Origin of the sequence: Methylobacterium thuringiense, assembly GCF_022179645.1 — a bacterium.
GTDB classification, from domain to species: Bacteria; Pseudomonadota; Alphaproteobacteria; order Rhizobiales; family Beijerinckiaceae; genus Methylobacterium; species Methylobacterium thuringiense.
Genome location: NZ_BPRA01000006.1, coordinates 98,321 through 119,279, shown reverse-complemented (window position 1 = coordinate 119,279; position 20,959 = coordinate 98,321). Strand labels below are relative to the sequence as shown.

The 20,959-nt window shown below is 67.4% G+C and carries 22 protein-coding genes and 1 tRNA gene; 4 read left to right on the top strand and 19 right to left on the bottom strand.

Annotated features, from left to right (window positions below; translation table 11 throughout):
• Positions 1–91 precede the first annotated feature (91 nt).
• The 12 genes from MFF07_RS07160 to MFF07_RS07105 form a co-directional block, all read right to left on the bottom strand.
• Positions 92–1,531 carry a circularly permuted type 2 ATP-grasp protein gene (locus MFF07_RS07160; protein ID WP_147817779.1) on the bottom strand — a complete coding sequence of 480 codons (1,440 nt, stop codon included), beginning with the start codon at positions 1,529–1,531 and terminating at the stop codon, positions 92–94.
• A 187-nt stretch (positions 1,532–1,718) separates the two neighbouring features.
• Positions 1,719–2,441 (bottom strand): RadC family protein, encoded by a 723-nt coding sequence (gene radC, locus MFF07_RS07155; RefSeq protein WP_147817780.1) that lies wholly within the window; start codon positions 2,439–2,441, stop codon positions 1,719–1,721.
• A 9-nt stretch (positions 2,442–2,450) separates the two neighbouring features.
• On the bottom strand, positions 2,451–3,278 hold the full coding sequence (gene map / locus MFF07_RS07150) for a type I methionyl aminopeptidase (protein WP_147817781.1): 828 nt from the start codon (positions 3,276–3,278) through the stop codon (positions 2,451–2,453).
• A 131-nt stretch (positions 3,279–3,409) separates the two neighbouring features.
• Positions 3,410–4,519: a DUF2125 domain-containing protein gene (locus MFF07_RS07145; protein WP_147817782.1), complete on the bottom strand. Its 1,110-nt coding sequence runs from the start codon at positions 4,517–4,519 to the stop codon at positions 3,410–3,412.
• A gap of 111 nt (positions 4,520–4,630) precedes the next feature.
• A complete protein-coding gene (locus MFF07_RS07140; protein WP_147817783.1) occupies positions 4,631–4,996 on the bottom strand; it encodes a hypothetical protein in 366 nt (121 codons plus the stop codon).
• Between the two features lie 100 nt (positions 4,997–5,096).
• On the bottom strand, positions 5,097–5,279 hold the full coding sequence (locus MFF07_RS07135; RefSeq protein WP_147817784.1) for a ribosome modulation factor: 183 nt from the start codon (positions 5,277–5,279) through the stop codon (positions 5,097–5,099).
• A 49-nt stretch (positions 5,280–5,328) separates the two neighbouring features.
• Positions 5,329–7,566 carry a glycoside hydrolase family 3 N-terminal domain-containing protein gene (locus MFF07_RS07130; RefSeq protein WP_147817785.1) on the bottom strand — a complete coding sequence of 746 codons (2,238 nt, stop codon included), beginning with the start codon at positions 7,564–7,566 and terminating at the stop codon, positions 5,329–5,331.
• Positions 7,567–7,675: 109 nt separating this feature from the next.
• Positions 7,676–9,073 carry a D-serine/D-alanine/glycine transporter gene (gene cycA, locus MFF07_RS07125; protein ID WP_147817786.1) on the bottom strand — a complete coding sequence of 466 codons (1,398 nt, stop codon included), beginning with the start codon at positions 9,071–9,073 and terminating at the stop codon, positions 7,676–7,678.
• 364 nt (positions 9,074–9,437) lie between these two features.
• Positions 9,438–10,592, bottom strand: coding sequence for a GGDEF domain-containing protein (locus MFF07_RS07120; RefSeq protein WP_147817787.1), 1,155 nt, complete (start codon positions 10,590–10,592; stop codon positions 9,438–9,440).
• A 206-nt stretch (positions 10,593–10,798) separates the two neighbouring features.
• Positions 10,799–11,575 (bottom strand): methyltransferase domain-containing protein, encoded by a 777-nt coding sequence (locus MFF07_RS07115; protein WP_147817788.1) that lies wholly within the window; start codon positions 11,573–11,575, stop codon positions 10,799–10,801.
• A 130-nt stretch (positions 11,576–11,705) separates the two neighbouring features.
• Entirely contained in the window at positions 11,706–12,614 is a 909-nt protein-coding gene (locus MFF07_RS07110; protein WP_281407169.1) for a site-specific tyrosine recombinase XerD, read from the bottom strand.
• Positions 12,615–12,703: 89 nt separating this feature from the next.
• A complete protein-coding gene (locus MFF07_RS07105) occupies positions 12,704–12,856 on the bottom strand; it encodes a histidine kinase (RefSeq protein ID WP_147817789.1) in 153 nt (50 codons plus the stop codon).
• A gap of 172 nt (positions 12,857–13,028) precedes the next feature.
• Between MFF07_RS07105 and MFF07_RS07100 the strand changes: the two genes are divergently transcribed.
• Both MFF07_RS07100 and aroB read left to right on the top strand, forming a co-directional pair.
• On the top strand, positions 13,029–13,640 hold the full coding sequence (locus tag MFF07_RS07100; protein ID WP_147817790.1) for a shikimate kinase: 612 nt from the start codon (positions 13,029–13,031) through the stop codon (positions 13,638–13,640).
• 124 nt (positions 13,641–13,764) lie between these two features.
• Positions 13,765–14,883 carry a 3-dehydroquinate synthase gene (aroB, locus tag MFF07_RS07095; RefSeq protein WP_147817791.1) on the top strand — a complete coding sequence of 373 codons (1,119 nt, stop codon included), beginning with the start codon at positions 13,765–13,767 and terminating at the stop codon, positions 14,881–14,883.
• 18 nt (positions 14,884–14,901) lie between these two features.
• On the opposite strand, the gene cysC is transcribed toward aroB, so the two are convergent.
• The 3 genes from cysC to MFF07_RS07080 form a co-directional block, all read right to left on the bottom strand.
• Entirely contained in the window at positions 14,902–15,501 is a 600-nt protein-coding gene (cysC, locus tag MFF07_RS07090) for an adenylyl-sulfate kinase (RefSeq protein WP_238231293.1), read from the bottom strand.
• Positions 15,502–15,683: 182 nt separating this feature from the next.
• Positions 15,684–16,274 carry a sigma-70 family RNA polymerase sigma factor gene (locus tag MFF07_RS07085; protein ID WP_373322265.1) on the bottom strand — a complete coding sequence of 197 codons (591 nt, stop codon included), beginning with the start codon at positions 16,272–16,274 and terminating at the stop codon, positions 15,684–15,686.
• Positions 16,271–16,504, bottom strand: a complete 234-nt coding sequence (locus MFF07_RS07080) for a NepR family anti-sigma factor (RefSeq protein WP_147817793.1) — start codon at positions 16,502–16,504, stop codon at positions 16,271–16,273. The genes MFF07_RS07085 and MFF07_RS07080 overlap by 4 nt, the downstream gene beginning before the upstream one ends.
• Positions 16,505–17,169: 665 nt before the next feature.
• Between MFF07_RS07080 and MFF07_RS07075 the strand changes: the two genes are divergently transcribed.
• Positions 17,170–17,245 (top strand) — tRNA-Thr (locus MFF07_RS07075).
• Between the two features lie 210 nt (positions 17,246–17,455).
• Here the strand turns inward: MFF07_RS07075 and MFF07_RS07070 are convergent.
• Genes MFF07_RS07070 through MFF07_RS07055 form a run of 4 tightly spaced genes read right to left on the bottom strand, consistent with a single transcriptional unit; the run spans position 17,456 to position 20,110 of the window.
• A complete protein-coding gene (locus tag MFF07_RS07070) occupies positions 17,456–18,769 on the bottom strand; it encodes an arsenic transporter (protein ID WP_238231291.1) in 1,314 nt (437 codons plus the stop codon).
• A gap of 36 nt (positions 18,770–18,805) precedes the next feature.
• Complete coding sequence (gene arsC, locus MFF07_RS07065; protein WP_238231289.1) at positions 18,806–19,231, bottom strand: arsenate reductase (glutaredoxin); 426 nt, start codon at positions 19,229–19,231, stop codon at positions 18,806–18,808.
• Entirely contained in the window at positions 19,231–19,758 is a 528-nt protein-coding gene (locus MFF07_RS07060) for an arsenate reductase ArsC (protein ID WP_238231287.1), read from the bottom strand. The genes arsC and MFF07_RS07060 overlap by 1 nt, the downstream gene beginning before the upstream one ends.
• Complete coding sequence (locus tag MFF07_RS07055) at positions 19,751–20,110, bottom strand: ArsR/SmtB family transcription factor (protein WP_238231504.1); 360 nt, start codon at positions 20,108–20,110, stop codon at positions 19,751–19,753. The genes MFF07_RS07060 and MFF07_RS07055 overlap by 8 nt, the downstream gene beginning before the upstream one ends.
• A 50-nt stretch (positions 20,111–20,160) precedes the next feature.
• Here MFF07_RS07055 and arsH point away from each other — a divergent pair, with 50 nt between their 5' ends.
• Positions 20,161–20,913 carry an arsenical resistance protein ArsH gene (gene arsH / locus MFF07_RS07050; RefSeq protein WP_238231285.1) on the top strand — a complete coding sequence of 251 codons (753 nt, stop codon included), beginning with the start codon at positions 20,161–20,163 and terminating at the stop codon, positions 20,911–20,913.
• The last annotated feature ends 46 nt before the right edge of the window (positions 20,914–20,959 follow it).

Here is a 20,959-nt window from a genome sequence, read left to right as displayed (position 1 = left end):
CACGCCTGCTCGCAAAATGTGCACTCGCCGGCTATTCGCGCATGAGAACTGCGCGCTCGGCGGCTGGGCGCCCGAAAAGGCCGCGGGCTGCTCAAGCGTCGAGCACCCAGGTGTCCTTGGTGCCGCCGCCCTGGCTGGAATTCACCACGAGCGAACCCTCCTTGAGCGCGACGCGCGTCAAACCGCCGGGCACGATGCGGATCTCGTCGGCGCCGGCGAGCACGAAGGGCCGCAGGTCGACGTGGCGCGGGGCGACGCCGGAGGCGACGAAGGTCGGGCAGGTCGAGAGCGAGAGCGTCGGCTGGGCGATGAAGCCGTCGGGGGCGTGCTTCAGCCGGCGCCCGAACTCCTCGATCTCGCGCCGCGTGGCGTGCGGGCCGACGAGCATGCCGTAGCCGCCCGAGCCGTTGACCTCCTTCACCACGAGGTCCTTGAGGTTGTCCATGACGTAGGAGAACGCCTCCTTCTCGCGGCAGCGATAGGTCGGCACGTTGTGAAGGATCGGCTCCTCGCCGGTGAAGAACTTCACGATTTCCGGCATGTAGCTGTAGACCGCCTTGTCGTCGGCGATGCCGGTGCCGACCGCGTTCGACAACGTGACGTTGCCGCGCTCGTAGGCGTTCATCAGCCCCGGCACACCGAGCACGCTATCGGGGCGGAACACCAGCGGATCGATGAAGTCGTCGTCGAGCCGGCGATAGATCACGTCGACCCGGCGCGGCCCCTCGGTGGTGCGCATGTAGACGACGTCGTCCTTGGTGAAGAGGTCGGTCGCCTCCACCAGTTCGACGCCGAGTTTGTCGGCCAGGAAGGAATGCTCGTAGAAGGCCGAGTTGTAGCGTCCGGGGGTGAGCAGCACGACGGTGGGATCGCGCGTGGCCGATTGCGGGGCGAGGCTGCGGAGCGTCGCCAGAAGCTCGTCCGGATAGTTCTCGACCGGTGCGACGCGGTGGCGCGAGAACAGCTCCGGGAACAGCCGGAGCATGACCTCGCGGTTCTCCAGCATGTAGGAGACGCCGGACGGCGTCCTGGCGTTGTCTTCCAGAACAAAAAAGTCGTTCTCGCCGGTGCGGACGATGTCGATCCCGGCGATGTGGACGTAGAGGTCGTGCGGCACCCGGAAGGAGCGCATCTCCATCTGGTAGTGCTGGTTGCGGTAGACGAGGTCGGCCGGGATCACGCCCGCCTTGATGCACTCCTCCGCACCGTAGATGTCGTTCAGGAACATGTTGAGCGCGGTGACGCGCTGCTTCAGCCCACGCTCCAGGAAGCTCCATTCGGGCTTGGTCAGCACCCGCGGGATGATGTCGAAGGGGATCAGCCGTTCGGTGGAATCGCTCGAGCCGTAGACGGCGAAGGTGATGCCGATGCGCCGGAACAGCATCTCGGCCTGGCTGCGGCGCGTGTTGAAATGCTCCGGCGGCGTGGTGTCGAGCCAGGACTTGAGGGCGTCGTAGGCGTCGCGCACGGCGGCCCCCGCGAGCGCATCGCCCGGCCCGGTCATCTCGTCGAAGGCTTTCGCCAGCGCCATCTAAGTCTCCCCTCAGCAGGTTCCGGAAAGGTGCCCCGCGGCTTTCCGACAGAAACCTGCGACACGACAAAAAGCCGATCGGACGACGCGTTGGCATGCCGACGCGCGATCGCTTGGCTCGCCGTTCACCTAGGCAAGAGGCAGGCCATGGAAAGGGCCCGAGACCGACACTAACGGAGAAGCTTGGTCAGAGAAGCTTGAGTCCCCTGAAGCTCGCGTGACCCTCGCGGCCGAGGATGACGTGGTCGTGCACGACGATGCCGAGCGGGTCGAGGACGGCGACGATCTCGCGGGTCATCCTGATGTCGGCCCCCGACGGCGTCGGATCGCCGGAGGGGTGGTTGTGAGCGAGGATGACCGCGGTGGCCGAGAGTTCGAGGGCGCGGCGGGCGATCTCACGGACATAGACCGGCGTGTGGTCGACGGTGCCGCGCCCGTGCACCTCGTCGCGGATGAGATGGTTGCGCTTGTCGAGGAACAGCAGCCGGAATTCCTCCCGCGCCGAAAAGGCCATCGTGGCGCGCAGGTACTCGATGAGGGCGCTCCAGGAGGTCACCAGCGGCCGCTCCGCGATGGCACCCCGCGCGAGCCGGCGGCCGGCCGCTTCCATTAGCTTGAGGTCTGCGATCACGCCAGGCCCGATCCCGTCGATCTCCGCGAGCCGCGACGGCTCGGCGCCGATGACCTCGGCGAAGGAACCGAAACGCCTGATCAGCGCCTTTGCGAGCGGTTTGACGTCGCGGCGCGGGATCGCACGGAACAGGACGAGTTCGAGCAGTTCGTAATCGGCCAACGCATCGGCCCCGGACTCGGCGAAGCGGGCGCGCAGGCGGTCGCGGTGGCCGTGGTAATGCGGCTCCTCGGCCGTGACCGGGGCCAGCAGATCGGGCAGCGGCGGCCGGCGCGTCATCGGAGACGATCAGTCCTGCGGAACCGGCTGGTCGAGCCCCTTCGGCGACAGCGTGAAAATCTCGTAGCCGGTCTCGGTGACCGCGACGGTGTGCTCGAACTGGGCGGACAGCGAACGGTCGCGGGTCACGGCGGTCCAGCCGTCGGCGAGCACCTTCACGGCGGGCCGGCCGAGATTGATCATCGGCTCGACGGTGAAGAACTGACCGGGCTTCAGCGGCACGTCGTAGCTCGCCTCGACGTAGTGCAGGATGGTCGGCGCGTCGTGATAGACGCGGCCGAGGCCATGGCCGCAGAAATCGCGCACCACCGAGCAGCGCTCGGCCTCCGCGTAGGACTGGATGGCGTGGCCGATGTCGTTGGTCGAGCCGCCGGGCCGGATCGCCCGGATGCCGCGCATCAACGACTCGTAGGTGATCTCGCACAAGCGCTGGGCCTTGCGCGGCACCTCGCCGACATAGGCCATGCGGCTCGAATCGCCGTGCCAGCCGTCGAGGATCAGGCAGATGTCGAGGTTGACGATGTCACCGTCGCGCAGCGGCTTGTCGTTGGGGATGCCGTGGCAGACGACGTGGTTGATCGAGGTGCAGATCGACTTCGGATAGCCGCGATAGAGCAGCGATGCCGGATAGGCGCCGTGATCCATCGCGAAAGTATAGGCGAGTCTGTCGAGATGCTCGGTGGTGACGCCGGGCTGGGTCGCCTCGACGAGGATGTCGAGCGCTTCCGCCGTCAGTCGGCCGGCGCGGCGCATTCCCTCGAAATCCTCCGGGCCATGGATGGGCGGCTCTGGCGAGCGCCGATTGCTGGCGGCGACGGCCTGGTCTTCTCGGCTCATGAGACTTTGTTTGGAGATCCGCGGACTGGGCTCTGTCTACGCTCCGACGAAGACGCCGCCAACCCTGGTTGAACTCGGATCCGCGTCGCGTTTTCCGACGGCGAACCCGCATCCGCCCGGTCGGCGAGCACTCAATAGAGCGGAGGCAGCGCCACGTTCGGGATCGCGAAGGGGCCGAGCATGAGGCGGCCGCCTGCGAGCTTCACGGTGGGAAGCGGCTGCAGGGAGGCGTCCCCCTGCCCCGGCCCGGCCTCACCCTCGGGATCGCGCCGCTTCATGCCGCCGAGGAACTGGCCGACGAGGTTGCCGATCAGCGCGCCCCGGTCGTTGCCGAAGCGCTTGCCCATGATCTGGCCGATCAGGTCGCCGAGCCCGGCGGCGCGGACGTCGAACTGACCTTCCGGCCGATGCGCCTCGTCCAGCCCGACTTCGCCCTTCGCCTGAAGCCGGCGGTTCCCCTTCACCAGCGAGAGTGCGGTGATGTCGAGCTGCCCCTCGGCCAGCCGCCAGGCTTCGAGTTCCTTCTCGATGGCGCGGGTGCGCAGCACGGTGGCGCGCTCCAAGGTGGCGTCGAGGGACGCCTCCACCGGATCGGCGTTGCCGAACAGCGGATCGAGCTGCGGAAACGTCCCGTCGGTCAGGCGCAGGTTGAGATCGACGGCACCGTCGGATTCGAAGCGGCCGGGAGTCGGCCGTGCGTGCAGTTCCAGATGTTTCGCGGCGAAGTCGATCGGACCGGGCTCGCCCCCGCTTATGCTGCCCTTCGGCCCGTCGACGACGAGCGAGGCCCGCACGAATCCGTCCGATGCGCCATGGAAGCTGCCTTCCAGTGCAGTCCAGTTCACATCGCCGATGAGATCGCCCTGCTCGACGTGGAAAGGCCCGGTCGCCTCCAGGATCGCGTGGCGCGGCTGATAGACCTGCACCAGCACCGTCAGCGGCCCGAGGCTGAAGCCGCCATCGGAGCGCGCGAATTTCAAGGAGGCGCAACGCAATTCGATCCGGAACGGATAGCCGGTGATCGAACGGTCGGCGCAGGTCCAGTTGCGCCCGGCCGCCGCCTCGCGCGCGCGCCACGCATCCATCTCGGAGGCGGCCTTGCCGCGAACCCAATACCAGCCGGCGGACCAGACGAGCGCCAACGTGAGCAGCAGGATGTAGGGGAGAAACAATCCAAGCCGCGAGCGGCGCTTGCCGATGGGCTGCGTCGGCTCCGTCCTGGGGTGCGGTCCCTGCGCCATCATTGTCCCTCGCTGCGTACCCCGCGTCGCGGGCGGCCCGTCTTTGGAGACAGGAGCCCGTTGGCGCAAGGGCGAGGACCGGAGCGGACCGTCCGTCGTGACGCCGGCCGATCAGTTCTGCGTGACCGGCCGAATGTCCAGATCCTCGATCACGGCGCGGCGCCCGTCCTCACCCTCGGCCAAACGATGGATATGCATCTCGGTGGCGCCGCTGCGTGCCACATGGGCCAGCCAGCCCTGCATGAGCCGCTCGCGCGGGCCGATTCCGGAACTCGTCACCGACACGGGTTGGGCGATACCGGCGCCGTCGCGTCGCACGGCGATCACCACGGCATCGTCCATCTCCATCAGGTCCGGCTCGGCCAGATCGTGGATTCCGACGACGTAGCGCCGGCCGGACCGGCCGCGCCAAGCACTCAAGGTGATGGCCGGAGTGCTGCGCAGACTGTCCAGCGTCCTCAGTCGCTCTTCCCGCATGGCCGTTCTCCGTGATTCGTATGTTCGCTATTTGTTCTTTTTAGTTCGCACGAATCGGGGGCGTCAAGCGTCGAACGGCCGAGGTCGTTCACAAACGTACTCAGCCGTTTTCGAGCGGCAAGTCCGGGGCGCGGTCGGCAGGCAGGCCGTCGTAGCCTTCGAACCACGAGCGGCGCTCCGGTGACTCGGCTGGATAAGGGCACGAATCCTTCGGGCGGCCGTGGGCGCGGGCGCGTGCACCCTCCGCGCTGGCATCGGTCTTGGGATCGGGTCTGTCGGTCATCCAAGGAATATGGAGACGCGCGCGCGCGTCTCCAGCCCCGGCCGCTGCGCTATCGACTGCTCGCCTCGACATTGCCGGGCGGCCCGCGCCAGCCGGTCTCGACCGCGAAATCCGCACTCTTCGCGGCATCCGAATCCTCACCGACGAAGACGCGGTAGCCGCCCGCCTCCACCACCAGCGTGCCGTCGGCCTCGTGGAAGCCGAGATTGCGCGAGGGAATACGGAAACTTGCGACCTTCGTTTCTCCGGGCGCCAGCACCAGCGGCACCGCGCCCTTCAGGAGGCGCAGCGGCCGGCTGCGGCTCGCCACGGGCTGGTTGAGGTAGAGTTGCGCCACCGTGCGGCCGGACCGGGTGCCGGTGTTGGTCACAGTTGTCTTCACTTCCAGCGCCGCCTCGTAGCGGTCGCCGACGCCGACCTTCGGGGTCAGCACCTCCGGATCACCGTAGGCGAAGCTCGTGTAGGTCAGGCCGTAGCCGAAGGGGAAACGGGCCGAGATGGTCTCGTCGTTGTAGCCCAGCGTCCACCGGGCGCCGTCGATATGCGGGCGTCCTCCCGCGCGGCGGTCGTAGGTCAGCGGCAGCTGGCCGACGGTGCGTGGCCAGCTCAGCGGCATCTTTCCGGAGGGGTCTGCATCGCCGAAGAGCGTCTCGGCCACTGCGGGGCCGCCCTCGGTGCCGGGGATCCAGATCATCATCGCCGCCTGCGCACGGTCGATCGCCTCGTGCAACTCGACCGGACGGCCGCCGAAGACGAGCAGCAACAGCGGCTTGCCGGTGGCGGCGAGGTCCTTGATCAGGTCCTGCTGCACACCGCGCATACCGAGATAGGCTCGCGACGAGCCCTCGCCGGACTGGTCGCGGCCTTCGCCGACCACGGCGACGACGATGTCGGCAGCCTTGGCCGCCTCGATCGCCTTCGGGAAGTCGGACCGGTCGGCGCAGGTGCGGTCGCAGCCGCGGGCATAGTCGAGGACGATCCCGGCCTTGGCCGCGCGCTCGGTCAGGCCGGTGCGGATCGAGATCACGTCGCCGACCTGCCCATTGCCCTCGTGCGGGCCGACCTGGTCCCATTGCGCGTCGGCGAAGGGGCCGACCAGCGCGATGCGCTTTACGATTTTCGGGTCGATCGGCAGCAGGTTCTTTTCGTTCTTCAGCAGCACGAAGCTGCCGCGCGCCGCTTCGCGGGCGACGGCGCGTGTCTCCGGCGTCAGCAGGCGACCCTCCGCGGTGACTGGGTCGAGCACCGGCCGGTCGAACAGCCCGAGACCGAATTTGAGGCGCAGCACGCGGCGCACGGAATCGTCGAGGGAGGCCTGCGAGATTCGTCCGGCGCGGACCTCCTCGGGCAGGTGCTTCACGAACAGGCCGCTGGTCATGTCCATGTCGACGCCGGCGGCAAACGCCTTGCGGGTCGCCTCGGCGCCGTCTGCGGCGACGCCGTGCTTGATCAGGCTGGCGACGGCCTCCCAATCGGCGATGACGACGCCCTTGAAGCCCAGCTCGCGGCGCAGGATCTGCGTCATGAGGTGGCCGTCGGCAGTGGTCGGCACGGCGTTGAGGGCGGTGAGCGCAGTCATGACGGAATCGGCCCCGGCCCGGATGCCGGCGCGGAACGGCGGCAGATGCGTGTCGTAGAGCTCGGTCGGAGCCACCCAGGTGACGTCGTAGTCGCGCCCGCCATAGACGGCGCTATAGCCGGCGAAATGTTTCAGGGTCGAAGCGACGCCACCGTCGCGAAACCCCTCGACCTGGGCCGCGGTGAGCTGGCCGGTGAGCCAGGTATCCTCACCGAGCCCCTCGACGATGCGGCCCCAGCGCAGGTCGCGGGCGACGTCGGCCATCGGCGCGAAGGACCAGTTGATGCCGGCTGCCAGGGTCTCGCGGGCGGCGGCTGCCGTCGCACGCCGGACGAGATCCGGATCGAAGCTCGCGGCCATGCCGATCGGCAGCGGAAACACCGTGCGGTAGCCGTGGACGATATCCAGCGAGATCAGCAGCGGGATGCCGAGCCGTGAGGTGCGGGCATAGCCATCGATATTGGAGGCGAGATTCTGGTTGGAGAAGTTGATGACGGCGCCGACTTCGCCGCGCCGGACGCTCTCGGGGTCGAATCCGGGCTCGAGCGAGACGAGGTTGAGCTGCCCCGCCTTCTCTTCCAGCGTCATTTTTTCGAGGAGTGCCTCGATGCGCGCGTCGGTCGTCTCTGCGCGGGGCGATGTGACGAAACACGCCAACAGGGCGGCTGCCAGCACCCGACCGCCGAACCGCGCCGTTCTGCCCCGCATGGTCATTCCCCCGTCGATCGTCCGCGGCTTTATGCCGGGTTGCGTCTTCGATCGAGCAGATTCGCCGTGCAGCGTGGTCGAATTACGCCGATTTCCCGCCGGAAAGTGCTCAGGCCGGAACGGCGCGCCGCGAACGCTGGATTGCCCAAGCCCCGCCCAGCACCGCGAACCAGGCCGGCGAGACCAGCAGCGCCATCCGGGTATCGCTCTCCAGCGTCAACAGCACGAGGATGAAAGCGAAGAACGCAAGGCAGACATAGGACATGACGACGCCCATGGGCATCCTGTAGGCCGAGCGGGCGTGCAGTGCCGGCCTGGTCCGGCGGTAGGCGAGATACGAACACAGGATGATCGCCCACACGAACATGAACAGCACGGCCGAGAGCGTGGTGACCAGCGTGAAGGCGGTGCCGAGATCGGGCACGAGGTAGACCAGCAGCACGCCACCGAGCAGACAGAGCCCGGTGAAGTAGAGACCGTTCGAGGGCACACGCTGCGACGACAGCTTGCCGAAGGCGGCCGGCGCATCGCTTTTTCCCGCGAGGCCGTAGAGCATGCGGCTCGTCGAGAAGATGCCGCTGTTGGCCGATGAGGCCGCCGAGGACATCACCACGAGATTGACGAAGGCCGCCGCCGCCGGCAGCCCGGCCAGCACGAACAGCTCGACGAAGGGGCTCTTGTCGGCGCTCAGCGTCTTCCAGGGCGTCACCGCCATGATCACGGCGAGGGCGCCGAGATAGAACAGCAGGATGCGGATCGGGATCGCGTTGATGGCGCGCGGCAGGGTCGTCTCTGGATCGCGCGTCTCGGCCGCCGTGGTGCCGACGAGCTCGATCCCGACGAAGGCGAAGACCGCGATCTGGAACCCGGCGAAGAACCCGGAAATTCCCGTCGGGAACAGCCCGTCTCGGGTGATGTTGGCGAGGTCCGCCTTCGCCCCCGAGGGCGCGGTGAAGCCGGTGGCGACCAGCGCGATGCCGACGAAGATCAGCGCCAGGATCGCGACGATCTTGATCATCGCGAACCAGAATTCGAGCTCGCCGAAGGCCCGCACGTTGACGAGGTTGAGGCTCAGCAGCAGCCCGACGCAGACCAGCGCCGGGATCCAGCTCGGTAGGTCGGGAAAGAAGAACTTCGCGTAGGCCGCTATGGCGACGACCTCGGCGATGGCCGTCACGATCCAGCAGAACCAGTAGGTCCAGCCGGTGAAGAAGCCGGCCCAGGGCCCGAGAAGGTCGTCGGCGAAATCCGTGAAGGACTTGTAGGCGAGGTTCGAGAGCAAGAGCTCGCCGAGCGCCCGCATCACGAAGAACAGCATCAGGCCGATGATCAGGTAGACCAGCAGGATCGAGGGGCCGGCGACCGAGATGGTCTTGCCCGAGCCCATGAACAATCCGGTGCCGATGGCGCCGCCGAGCGCCATCATCTGGATATGGCGGTTTTCGAGACTGCGTTCGAGACCTTGGCCCGAGCCCGTCGTCCCGCCAGTGTGACCCCTGCCCGCCATTGCCGTCCCCCGCCCAAGCTCGGCCCTGGAGGGAGGTTGTAGCGAGGGTGAAGGGGCACAGGAAGCGGGAACGCGCGCCCCCGGCGCAAACACCGTGTCGCGGTGAAACCGCATCCGTAATTTGAGAAAGCTCCGATTTTTAGCCGGAATAACTCCCGGATCTATCGGTACGGGGCGCGATATATGGCAATCGGATTCAGATTTTTACAGTTTGCAATTCCAACTGTCTAATTTCGCCGATGACATCGGCGCCGGATATTTGTGATGTATCCCACGACACGGACTTCCTGCCGGATTTCGACCTGCTGCTGCCTCTTTGTCGTTGCCAGATGAAAGCGGGCCAGCGCGAGGCCTGCCGGGAGGCTCAGGCCGCCAGCGCCAGCGCCGTCACGACCCGGTCGCGACCGGCATCCTTGGCCCCGTAGAGCGCGGCATCGGCCCGGCGCATCAGGTCGTCGAAGCTGCCGGCCTGGCCCGGCTGTGTCACGGCGACTCCGGCGCTGACGCGGATTTTCAGGCGCGGATAGGCGGCGAGCGCGATCTTGGCGATGGTGGTGCGGACCTGCTCGGCGGCCCGTGCGGCCGCTTCCGCCTCGCAACCGACGAGGACGCAGGCGAATTCCTCGCCGCCCATGCGTCCGAGCAGGGCGCCCGCCGGCAGCACGGCGTTGGCGGCGTGGCCGAAGGCGAGGAGCACGCCGTCGCCGACGGCGTGACCGTAGGTGTCGTTGATCGTCTTGAAGTGATCGAGATCGAACAGGATCAGCGCCACCGGCTGGACCCGGCCTCCGAGATGGATCTGCGTCCGGCCGACGAAGGCGCGCCGGTTGGCGAGCCCGGTGAGGGAATCGGTCTCGGCGGCGAGGCGTTGCTTCAGCTCGGCCCGTTCCTTGGTCATCGCCATGAACACGAACGCGATGGCCATCGTGAACAGCACGCCGGCGAAGCACAGGATGGCGAGCCAGGGAGAATCCTGCGAGCGCGTCGAGGGCGGCAGCGGCGCGAACACGGCGAGTGGCACCCGCACCCAATAGAGCAGCGCATAGGCTGCCATCAGTACGATCGCCGACCAGCGAGAGGCCAACGGCTCGCGACGCCCGCGCCAGATCTCCCCGGCGCAAAGGGCGCAGAAAAGCCCGGCGACGGAGGAGGCGAGCATGATGCGGGCCGCAAGCGAGCCGTAGAAGGCCGGCACCAAGCAGGCGGCGCCCCAGAGCACGCCACCGGACACCGCCACGAGATAGGCCGGCTTCCGCCCTTCGAAGGCGCGTACCCCGCTCCAGATCAGGCCGTAGGCCGCCAGCATCATCGCATTGCCGAAGCCGACGGAGAGGCTGTCGGGGATGCTGTTGCGCAGGCAGAGCAGCGCCGAAGCTCCTGCTCCGCCGAGATGTGCGACGCCCCAGATTGCGAGCGCGCGCGTCCGCCGGGACTGCCCCCACGACAGCAGGAAGAGCACGCCGACCATGAAGGTCACGACCACCGTCATCAGGAAGAGGGTCGGCGTATCGAGACGCATCCGGCGCGGCCTGTCCGTTGCACACCGACCATGGGCGGTCCGTTGCCGGGATTGTTGTTCCTCAACAGCGAAGAATGCGTTTACGCAACGTGAGATTGGCGGGGTTTCACCATCTGTCGGTGAATTGGCCAAGAAACAGCTATTGAAGGTTGAGGCGTCGCAGGGGCTCGAACCGGCCTCACGGCGCGGCAAAGGCGTTGGCGGCTCTATCCCGCAGGGCGGTCGATCCGACGAATCAGGCAGGTTGCGACCGCGTAGGTAACGCTCGACCCTTGCGCCTCGAAGGTGCGCAACGCCCGTCTCAGGGCACCGGGGGAGCGGATCACGGCGCGATCGGCCGGCGTTTGAGCGCCGATCGTCCTGAGTGCGCGCAGGAAGGCCGCGCCGTCCTCATGGTCCTCGTGCAGGGTGTCGAGCCGGATCTCGGTGAGGCAGCCCGCGAAGCGCATGTTTCGTAACGCAGGGATGGTCGGATAGGCCGGTGTCGCGACGATTCCGTGTGAGCCTCCCTGAGCCTGCTCCCACTCGCGAAAGGTGCCGGCGGCGAGCGTCGTGACGGCGAGGAGGCCGTCCGGCCGCAGCAGACCGGCGAGCTGTTCGAACGCACCCTCCAGATCGACGAACCACTGCGCGGCAAGGCTCGACACGATGAGATCGAACCCCGGATTCACGGCGGGGCGCTCGCCGTCCATCACTGCGAAGCGAAGGCCGTGGGCCGGCTCGATCCGCATCCGGCAGCGCGCCAGCATCGCCGGGGCGATGTCGGTGACGAGCATCGAGCCGGTTGCCACACGCTGGCGCAGGGCCTCTGTCAGCAGTCCTGTGCCGCAACCGATCTCGAGCGTCCGGGGCGACGGCGCCAGCGGCTCGTCGGCGATGGTCGCGGCGAGGCGTTCGGCCACGCTCGCCTGGATGATGGCGGCGCGGTCGTAGTCCTGCGCACGATCGAAGGCCCGCGCGACGGCCTGTTTCCACGCGGTCATGTTTTTTCGAGATGTCGGTGGCTGGCGCCGGCCTATCCCGCTCCAGCCATCCGCTCAAGCTCCGGGTATCATCGCAGGATGGCGCCGGTGCCATAGGCGCTCCCGCGATCGGCCGCTTCGCGGCACGCCGTTACCCGTCGTTCAGCGGGTGCAGGTCGCGGACCATCCCCTTGAGGCGGTCGTCGAGGACGTGGGTGTAGATCTGCGTGGTCGAGATGTCGGCGTGTCCCAGCAATTCCTGCACGATACGGAGATCCGCACCGTTGCGCAGCAGGTGGCTGGCGAAGGCATGGCGCAGTACGTGCGGCGAGATCCGGTCCTCGCGGATGCCGGCGGCCGCCCCCGCCACCTTGAGGTCGCGCGCGAAGGCCTGCCGGGTGAGATGCCCGCTCTCGCTGTCGGCGGGAAACAGCCAGGGCCCCTCCCCCGGCACATGGGCGAGATGCTCACGCATGGCCTCGCGGGCGACGTCGGTGAGCGGCACCAGCCGCTCGCGGCCGCCCTTGCCCTTCACCACGAGGAAGCGCTCGCGGGTCGAGGCCGCCGAGCGCGGCAGAGCGATCAGTTCCGAGACGCGCAAGCCCGTGGCGTAGAGAAGCTCCAGCAGGCAGAGCAACTTGTTGGCTTTGGCCACGTCGATGCGGCTCTCGGCGGCGGCGACACGCGCGCGGGCGACCGCCAGCAATCCGTCGACCTCGGCGATCGAAAGCACCTTCGGCAGAGTCTGAGCCCGCCGTGGCCCGGCGACCGGCGCACTCGGATCGGCCTCCGAATATCCTTCCGCGTAGAGGAACTTGTGGAAGCCGCGGACGCATGAGAGCCGCCGCGCAGCCGAGGAGGCCTTCAGACCACGGGGTTCGAGATCGGCGATGTAGGCGCGCACCGTCGCGGCTTCGGCTTCGGCAGGATCGATGCCCGCGTCCGAGAGATACCTGAGATAGTCGTCGAGGTCGCGCCGATAGGCCGCCAGCGTGTTGGCCGCGGCACCGCGCTCGGCCGCCAGCATGTCGAGATACGGCTGCGCGGCGTCCGCCGGCAGCGCTTCCGTAGCAACTTCAGCCCGCGTGCCCGCCGAGGGAGCCGCCGCCGGGCGCCTGCCTGGCCGTGACGCTCCCGGACGGATCGGGCTCACTTGTTGCCCGGTTGGAGTTTCGAATTCGGAATGGACACGCTCATCTCGCGCTGCGTCGGCTCGACGAAGGTCGCCAGGGCGAAGACGGCTGCGAAGATCGCGCCCGCGATGATGGCCAGGATCGCGAGGAAACGGAACAGGGACGGCACGTCGTGCGAACCTTTCGGACGAACTCACCATCGCGCCCGGCAGAGCCGGTTGCGCGTTTCGGACCAGGGAGTTCTGGTCCCATGCGTCGCCCGGGAAGGCAAGGTCCAGGAAGCCACAGCAGAGCTTGGCGAGGCGCTTCGCCCGCTCTCGAAAACCGTCTATGACCGCCGAATGACCGACCCTGAGGCCACGGGCTCAGATGCCGAAGACCCGATCGAGGCGCGCATCCGCCGCGCCCTCGGCGCGCGCTCCATCGTGCTCGTCGGCCTGATGGGCGCCGGCAAGAGTACGGTCGGGCGACGGCTCGGCAGCCGCCTCGGCCTGATGTTCAAGGACGCCGATTCCGAGATCGAGGCCGCCGCGAACCTCACCATCACCGATCTTTTCGCCATCTACGGCGAGGCGAGTTTTCGCGAGGGCGAGGAGCGTGTGATCTCCCGGCTTCTGCGCCAGGGTCCCATGGTGCTCGCCACGGGCGGTGGCGCCTTCATGCGCGAGACGACCCGCGAACGGATCACCGAGAGCGCCGTTTCGGTCTGGCTTCGGGCGGAGCTCGACGTGCTGATGCGGCGCGTGAAGAAACGCAACACGCGTCCCCTGCTGCAGACGGCCGACCCCGAAGCCACGATGCGCGAACTCATGGCGGTGCGCCATCCGGTCTACGGGCAGGCCGACGTCATGGTGCTCTCCCGCGAGGTCTCGCACGACCGCGTGGTGCAGGACGTGCTGGAAGCCCTCGACGTCTGCCTGAACCCGCCGGCCCACCGCGTCGCCGCGCAATAGAGGGTGCTGCTTCTTCAAGGAAGCAGAACGCTCTAGGTTCTTGTTATCGCATGATGTTTTCGGAAAACCGGATTTTGCTTTCCCGCATCATTGTATAGGCCATTCGGGCCAGTGAGTTGAGAGAATGAGCGAACGCTTGATCGTCCACGTGCCCCTCGACCAGGGCCGCGACTACGACATCGTCATCGGCCGCGGGCTGCTCGACGAAGCCGGTGCGCGGATCGCGGCGCTCGGCGGCAGGGCGGCTGCCATCGTCACGGACGACACGGTTGCCGCCCTCTATTCCGAGCGCGTCCGGGACGCGCTGGAGGCGGCGGGCCTGCGCTCGGGCATCGTCAGCGTCACGCCCGGCGAAGCCTCGAAAAGCTACGCGACCTTCGCCCAGGTCTGCGACGGCCTGCTCGGGCACCGGATCGAGCGCGGCGATCTCGTGGTGGCGCTCGGCGGCGGCGTGGTCGGCGACCTCGCCGGGTTCGCGGCGGCCTCGCTCCGGCGCGGGGTGCGCTTCGTCCAGGCGCCGACGAGCCTGCTCGCCCAGGTCGATTCCTCCGTCGGCGGCAAGACCGGCATCAATTCGCCCCTCGGCAAGAATCTGATCGGCGCCTTCCACCAGCCGCGCCTCGTGCTGGCCGACACCGGCACCCTCGATACCCTGTCCGCGCGCGAGATGCGGGCGGGCTATGCCGAGGTCGCCAAGTACGGCCTGATCAACGATTCCGGCTTCTTCGACTGGTGCGAGACGAATTGGTCCGGCATCTTCTCCGGCGGACCGGAGCGCGATGAGGCGGTGGCGATCTGCTGCCGCTCGAAGGCCGGCGTCGTGGTGCGCGACGAGCGCGAGGACGGAGAGCGCGCCCTGCTCAACCTCGGCCACACCTTCGGACACGCCCTGGAGCGCCTGACGGGCTACGATTCGGCCCGGCTCGTCCATGGCGAGGGCGTCGCGATCGGAATGGCCCTCGCCTTCCGGTTCTCGGCGCGTCTCGGCCTCTGCCCGGGACAGGATGCGGGCCGCGTCGCCAACCACCTGGCGCTGGCCGGCCTGCCGACGCGGCTGGCCCAGGTGCCGGGTGGATGCGGTGACGCGTCGGCACTTCTCGACGCCATGGCGCAGGACAAGAAGGTGCGCGAGGGACGACTGACCTTCATCCTCGCCCGCGGCATCGGCCGGAGCTTCATCGCGCCCGGCATCGATGCGGCCGACGTGCGCGCCTTTCTCGATGACGAATTGCGGGACGTCTGACGTCGCGAGCGATCCGCTTCAGGCCGGCACGGTCGACAGCTTCAGCAGTGCTGCGATCAGCGGCTGCGCCGATTCCATCACGGTCTCGACGCGCGTCGTGATGCGCAGATCCGGCACCCGAGGAATCTCGTAGGGCGACGAGATGCCGGTGAAGTCGGGGATGCTCCCGGCGCGCGCCTTCTCGTAGAGGCCCTTTGGATCGCGCTCCTCGCAGACGGCGAGCGGCGTATCGATGAACACTTCGAGGAACGGGATGTCGCCGGCTGCGAGCCGCGCGCCATCGCGCTCCGCGCCGAAGGGCGAGATCAGCGAGACGATGACGATGAGCCCGGTCTCGGCCATGAGGCGGGCGACCTCGGCAGCACGGCGAATGTTCTCGGCCCGGTCCTCGGCGCTGAAGCCGATATCGCGGTTGAGGCCATGGCGGAGGTTGTCGCCGTCGAGCACCATGCTGTGCCGCTTCTGGCTGGCGAGCGCCCGATCGACAGCGTTGGCGATCGTCGATTTTCCCGATCCCGAAAAACCCGTCAGCCAAGCGATCGCAGGCCTCTGGCCGAGGAGCGACCACCGCGCCTCACGCGGCTGGAACGCCTGCCATGTCAGGTTGCTGCTCGGCACGAAATCCTCTGGGAACGTCGATCTGACGGTTCGCTTCCCTCGCGGCCCGCCGAAAAGGCGAGTGTGAAGACAACATAACGGTCGAGCAAGCGTTCGACGGGAAGGCGGTCGCGTCGATCAGCATCGATTTCGATGCGTTCCGTTCGGATGATCGATAGGTACGAATCGTGTGGTGGAGGCCGTCACGGGCGATCGAGCGCCGCGCGCGTGACGGCGTCGGCGCCGATATCGACGCAGCCCTTCATGCCGAGCGCCTCGGTCAACCGGAACCGGGCACGGCTCACCCGGCTCTTGATGGTACCGACCGCCACGCCGCAGATCTCGGCCGCTTCCTCGTAGGTGAAGTTCTGCGCACCGACCAGGATCAGCGCCTCGCGCTGGCTGTAAGGCAGCAGGTCGAGCGCCTCCCGGAATTCACGAAGCTCGAGACGAACCTCCTGCTCGGGCAGGCTCGTGAGCTTGCCTGCCATGACGTCGTCGGCGTCCTCGACCTCACGCTTCTTCTTGCGCTGCTCCGAATAGAACAGGTTGCGCAGGATGGTGAACAGCCAAGCCGTGAGGTTGGTGCCGCGGGTAAAACTGTCGGCCTTCACCCAGGCCCGCATCAGCGTGTCCTGGACGAGATCGTCGCTGCGATCGAGATCGTAGGTCAGGGAGAAGGCGAAGGCCCTGAGCGCGGGAATCGCTCCGAGAAGCAGATCCCGCATCTCGGAATCGGCCCCGAGCGGTGTGCCGGTCGGCATGACCATCGCGGCTGCGGTCCGGGTCATCATGAGCCCTCACTGTTTTTCGATGCGGCGGCCAGTTCGTCGATGAGCCGCGTGAACCTCTCGGGGAGTGGCTGGTCGAGGACGCTTCCGTAGAGGAGACGGAGGTTGCGCCCTATGCGACGGCGGTCGTCGGCGCCGATGCCGCCAGTGAGCATCCCGGCCGTATCCGGGCCGGATTTCGGTCTATCGGAAGGGGTGGCCCCCTCGCCGTCGCGCCGATCGTCGCTCATCATTCCCCGTCATCATCCCTGCCGCGCGGCCCTGGCCGGTACCGGGAGTGCAGTCGCCCTGAGAGGGATTGCGCTCCAGCCGGACGCGGCTTTTGCTGAGGAGGCATGTGATAGAGAGCAGCGATTTAACCGGTTCTGAAGTATGTATTCAGTTGGCCTTCAATAAGCAGAAACCGTTCGGAAACATGAAAATCCGCAGCTTATAGTCAAGCTTCGTTGAGACCTGCGCATTGAAATCGGAACGTTGCCTTCATCGTACTTCCCGCAGGAGCTGATCGCCTTCGAGGAACCTTCGTTTCATCCAGGCACAGGCCGGAAGCTCCAGCGCTGCTCTTCGTGCCCGGAACGATCGACGCCGATCTCGTCACCAGAGTCCCACGCATCTCCCCAGCTCAACCGGCGCCGCGATGGCGAACGCCGTGGAGACCATCGGGGTCGGAGACACCTTCGTAGGCGTCTTCACCGTAATCCTGACCGAGGGTACTGCCTTCACCGGGCGGTTCGGGTTGGCGGCCTGACGTTTCGCCTGCCCATGCCAGGAAACCCGCGCCAGCCTCCCGACCCGCCAGAAGATTGGCAGGGCAGTGCTCGATCGCCTGCATCGCCCACGGAGACAGTTCGCACCGGCTTGCATGGGGCGGAAACGGCTGGTAGCCCAATGGCCCGATGCCGGTTTAGCTCAGCTGGTAGAGCAACCGCCTTGTAAGCGGTAGGTCGCGAGTTCAAGTCCCGCAACCGGCACCACTCTTCTTGGACGTCACATAACGTCCGACTAGCGTCACGAAGATCCTACCAAACGTCATGTAAGCCCCGACCGACAAACGCTAATCGAGCGGCTTAGCCAGAGGCTCCGTCCTTGGTCACGAGCCTAGTAAGCGTCGTTCGATGTTCGGGATGTCGTGCGCAAGTCCGATAGGGCTTGCTCGTCAGGCCGTGCCCCGAGTTCTCCCACCGTCATTGCGGTCCGAGGATCGGAAGCCAGACGGCGAGCGCGAGGAGCGTCACCAGCAGTACCGGCGGGGTGATGACGAGGCCGACCTTCATGTACTGCCCCCAGCCGATCCTCTGGCCCTTGCCGGCCAGCACGTGCAGCCACAGCAGGGTCGCCAGGCTGCCGATGGGCGTGAACTTCGGGCCGAGGTCGCAGCCGATCACGTTGGCGTAGACCATCATCTCGCGCATCAGCGGCGACAGATCGGGAGCCTGCTGGATCGAGAGCGCCCCGAGCAGCACGCTCGGCATGTTGTTCATCACCGAGGAGATGACCGCGGCGGCGAACCCGGTGCCAACCGTGGCCACCACGGGGCCGTGGCCGGCGAGCCAGGCGAGACCATGGGCGAGATGGTCGGTCAGGCCGGCGTTCTTGAGCCCGTAGACCACGAGGTACATGCCGATGCTGAACAGGACGATTTGCCAGGGGGCGCCGGACAGCACCTTTCGGATCGGGATGACGCCGCCGTCGCCGCCGGGCAACCAGCGCCCGGCCAGGGCGAGAAGCGCGAGGGCGCCGGTTCCCGTGACCACCGACACGGGAACCTCGAACGGCGCGGTCACGAAATAGGCGATCAGAAGCATGGCGAGCAGCGGAAAGGCCGCCCGGAACACGACCGGATCCCTCACCGCCGAACGCGGTGATTCGAGGTCGTTCACCGGGTAGGTCGCCGGCACGTCGTGCCGGTAGAACAGCCACAGGACCGCCAGGGTCGCCGCCAGCGAGACGAGGTTCACCGGCACCATCACCGCCGCATAGCGGCCGAACGAGATGCCGAAGAAGTTCGCGCTGACGATGTTGACGAGGTTGGAGATCACCAGCGGCAGGGAGGTCGAGTCGGCCACGAACCCGCAGGCGACGATGAAGGCCATGGCGGCCGCCGGCCTGAAGTCGAGGCGGACGAGGATGGCGAGGACGATGGGGGTGAGCAGCAGCGCCGCCCCGTCGTTGGCGAACACCGCCGCGATGGCCGCCCCAAGCAGGATCACCAGCGGGAACAGCAGCCGGCCCCTGCCTCCGCCCCAGCGGGCGATGTGGAGCGCCGCCCAGTGGAAGAACCCGGCCTCGTCGAGCAGCAGCGAGATGATGATCAGGGCGACGAAGGTAAAGGTGGCGTCCCAGACGATGTGCCAGACCACCGGGATGTCGCCGGGATGGATCACCCCGACCGCCAGGGCCACGGCGGCGCCGATCAGGGCGCTCCATCCAATCCCGAGGCCCTTGGGTTGCCAGATGACGAAGACGAGGGTGACGACGAAGATGGCGAGCGCGAGCATCGGGACCGTTTCTTGTTCTCGTGCTTTCAGGACCGGTCAGGCGGTGGCGACGCGGCGCCCGTGCTCGTCGACGACGCGCTCGCCGTCCTCCTTGACGAACTCGCCTCGCTGGGTCGGCAAGAGGTCGAGGACGGCCTCGGAAGGTCGGCAGAGGGCGACGCCCCTGGGGCTCACCACCAGGGGGCGGTTCAACAGGATCGGGTGCTCGAAGATGGCATCCAGAAGCTGGTCGTCCGACAGGGACGTGTCGGCGAGGCCGAGCTCGGCGTAGGGCGTCCCCTTCTCCCGAAGCAGGTCGCGCACGGTGATGCCGGCACGCTCCGCGAGTTGGCGGACCATGACCCGGTTCGGCGGCGTCTTGAGGTACTCGACCACGTGCGGCTCGATGCCGGCGTTGCGGATCAGGGCCAGGGTGTTGCGGGACGTTCCGCAATCTGGGTTGTGGTAGATGACGACGTCCATCACGCGACCTCCGAACGGGGCGAGGTGGCGCCGGCCTGGTGGCCGATCTCACGAACCTGGGCGGTTAGGGTGACTTCGTCGAGGCTCGACACCGGCAGGGCGAGGAAGGCCGAGATCCGGTTCTTCAGGTAGCGCTGGGCGGTCACGAACGCGGTCTTCCGCTCGATCTCGCTGCCTTCGACGGCGGCCGGGTCCTCGATGCCCCAGTGGGCGGTCACAGGCTGGCCGGGCCAGAACGGGCAGGCCTCGCCGCCGGCGGCGTCACAGACCGTGAACACGAAATCCATGACCGGGGCGTCGGCACCGGAGAATTCGTCCCACGACTTCGAGCGCATGCCCTCGGTCGGGTAGTCGCTCTCGCGCAAGACCTGAAGCGCCATCGGGTTCACATCCGGCTTGGGACCGCTGCCGGCGGAGAAGGCACGGAAGCGCCCGTGTCCGTCCTTGGCCAGCATCGCCTCAGCAAGGATCGAGCGGGCCGAGTTGCCGGTGCACAGGAACAGGACGTTGTGGACGCGGTCAGGCATGGGAGTCGTCTCCGGTGGGGGTGCAACAGGCGGCGAGCGCGGCGACGGCGGGGGCGCAGACCTCGTGACGTCCCTGGCAGCAATCGCGCATCAGGAACTGGATCAGGTCCGACAGGTCCGGGTAGGCGGCGCTGTAGATGATCGACCGGCCCTCTCGGCGGGAACCGACGAGCCCGGCATGCGTGAGTTCCTTCAGGTGGAACGACAGGTTGGTGCCGGACACGCCGACCGCCTCGGCCAGCATGCCGGCCGCCATCCCGTCAGGCCCCGCTGTGACGAGCTGGCGCACGATGCGCAGCCGATGCTCCTGGCCGAGGGCCGCAAAGGCAGCGACGGCTTGCCGTTCGTCCATCATGATGTCAACATTTCAACCATTGTTGAAACGTAGAGGAACGAAACGTCTTGGACAAGCCCTTCCAGCCCTTCGCCGATGGAATGCCGAACCTGAGCGAGGGACACTTCGTCGTCCCGACGAGCGCCGACCTGGAGGTGGCGACGCCGTTCGCCCACGCCCCGCGCTTCCTGATCCTCTACGGTTCGCTCCGGGAGCGCTCGTTCAGCCGCTTCCTCGCCTACGAGGCCACGCGCCTGCTGGAGGTGATGGGCGGCGAGGTCCGCATCTACGACGCGCACGGCCTCCCTCTGCCCGACGATGCAACCGCCGATCACCCCAAGGTCCAGGAACTCCGGAACCTCTCGATCTGGTCGGAAGGGCACGTCTGGGTCAGCCCGGAGCGACACGGGGCCATGACCGGGGTGATGAAGAGCCAGATCGACTGGCTGCCCCTGTCCGAGGGGTCGGTGCGCCCGACCCAAGGGCGGACGCTGGCCGTGATGCAGGTCTCCGGCGGCTCGCAGTCCTTCAACGCCGTCAACGGCCTGCGCGTGCTCGGGCGCTGGATGCGGATGGTCACCATCCCGAACCAGTCCTCGGTGCCGATGGCCTACAAGGAGTTCGACGAGGCCGGCCGGATGAAACCCGGGCCGCTCTACGACCGGGTCGTCGATGTCTGCGAGGAGCTGATGAAGTTCACGCTCCTGACCCGCGAGCGATCCGACTACCTCGTGGACCGCTACTCGGAACGCAAGGAGCGGGAAACGGATCGGCTCAAGGCCGTCGCCGCCGACATCGGGTTCGTCAGGAGACTCTTGTAACCATCCCGGGGACCGGCGGCGGATCGTGACGCACGATCCCGGGCCA

Coding starts and splice junctions, on each gene's coding strand:
- MFF07_RS07160 (WP_147817779.1), bottom strand. CDS start 1,531: ATGGCGCTGGCGAAAGCCTTCGACGAGATGACCGGGCCGGGCGATGCG.
- radC (WP_147817780.1), bottom strand. CDS start 2,441: ATGACGCGCCGGCCGCCGCTGCCCGATCTGCTGGCCCCGGTCACGGCC.
- map (WP_147817781.1), bottom strand. CDS start 3,278: ATGAGCCGAGAAGACCAGGCCGTCGCCGCCAGCAATCGGCGCTCGCCA.
- MFF07_RS07145 (WP_147817782.1), bottom strand. CDS start 4,519: ATGGCGCAGGGACCGCACCCCAGGACGGAGCCGACGCAGCCCATCGGC.
- MFF07_RS07140 (WP_147817783.1), bottom strand. CDS start 4,996: ATGCGGGAAGAGCGACTGAGGACGCTGGACAGTCTGCGCAGCACTCCG.
- MFF07_RS07135 (WP_147817784.1), bottom strand. CDS start 5,279: ATGACCGACAGACCCGATCCCAAGACCGATGCCAGCGCGGAGGGTGCA.
- MFF07_RS07130 (WP_147817785.1), bottom strand. CDS start 7,566: ATGCGGGGCAGAACGGCGCGGTTCGGCGGTCGGGTGCTGGCAGCCGCC.
- cycA (WP_147817786.1), bottom strand. CDS start 9,073: ATGGCGGGCAGGGGTCACACTGGCGGGACGACGGGCTCGGGCCAAGGT.
- MFF07_RS07120 (WP_147817787.1), bottom strand. CDS start 10,592: ATGCGTCTCGATACGCCGACCCTCTTCCTGATGACGGTGGTCGTGACC.
- MFF07_RS07115 (WP_147817788.1), bottom strand. CDS start 11,575: ATGACCGCGTGGAAACAGGCCGTCGCGCGGGCCTTCGATCGTGCGCAG.
- MFF07_RS07100 (WP_147817790.1), top strand. CDS start 13,029: ATGACCGACCCTGAGGCCACGGGCTCAGATGCCGAAGACCCGATCGAG.
- aroB (WP_147817791.1), top strand. CDS start 13,765: ATGAGCGAACGCTTGATCGTCCACGTGCCCCTCGACCAGGGCCGCGAC.
- MFF07_RS07085 (WP_373322265.1), bottom strand. CDS start 16,274: ATGATGACCCGGACCGCAGCCGCGATGGTCATGCCGACCGGCACACCG.
- MFF07_RS07080 (WP_147817793.1), bottom strand. CDS start 16,504: ATGATGAGCGACGATCGGCGCGACGGCGAGGGGGCCACCCCTTCCGAT.
- MFF07_RS07070 (WP_238231291.1), bottom strand. CDS start 18,769: ATGCTCGCGCTCGCCATCTTCGTCGTCACCCTCGTCTTCGTCATCTGG.
- arsC (WP_238231289.1), bottom strand. CDS start 19,231: ATGGACGTCGTCATCTACCACAACCCAGATTGCGGAACGTCCCGCAAC.
- MFF07_RS07060 (WP_238231287.1), bottom strand. CDS start 19,758: ATGCCTGACCGCGTCCACAACGTCCTGTTCCTGTGCACCGGCAACTCG.
- MFF07_RS07055 (WP_238231504.1), bottom strand. CDS start 20,110: ATGGACGAACGGCAAGCCGTCGCTGCCTTTGCGGCCCTCGGCCAGGAG.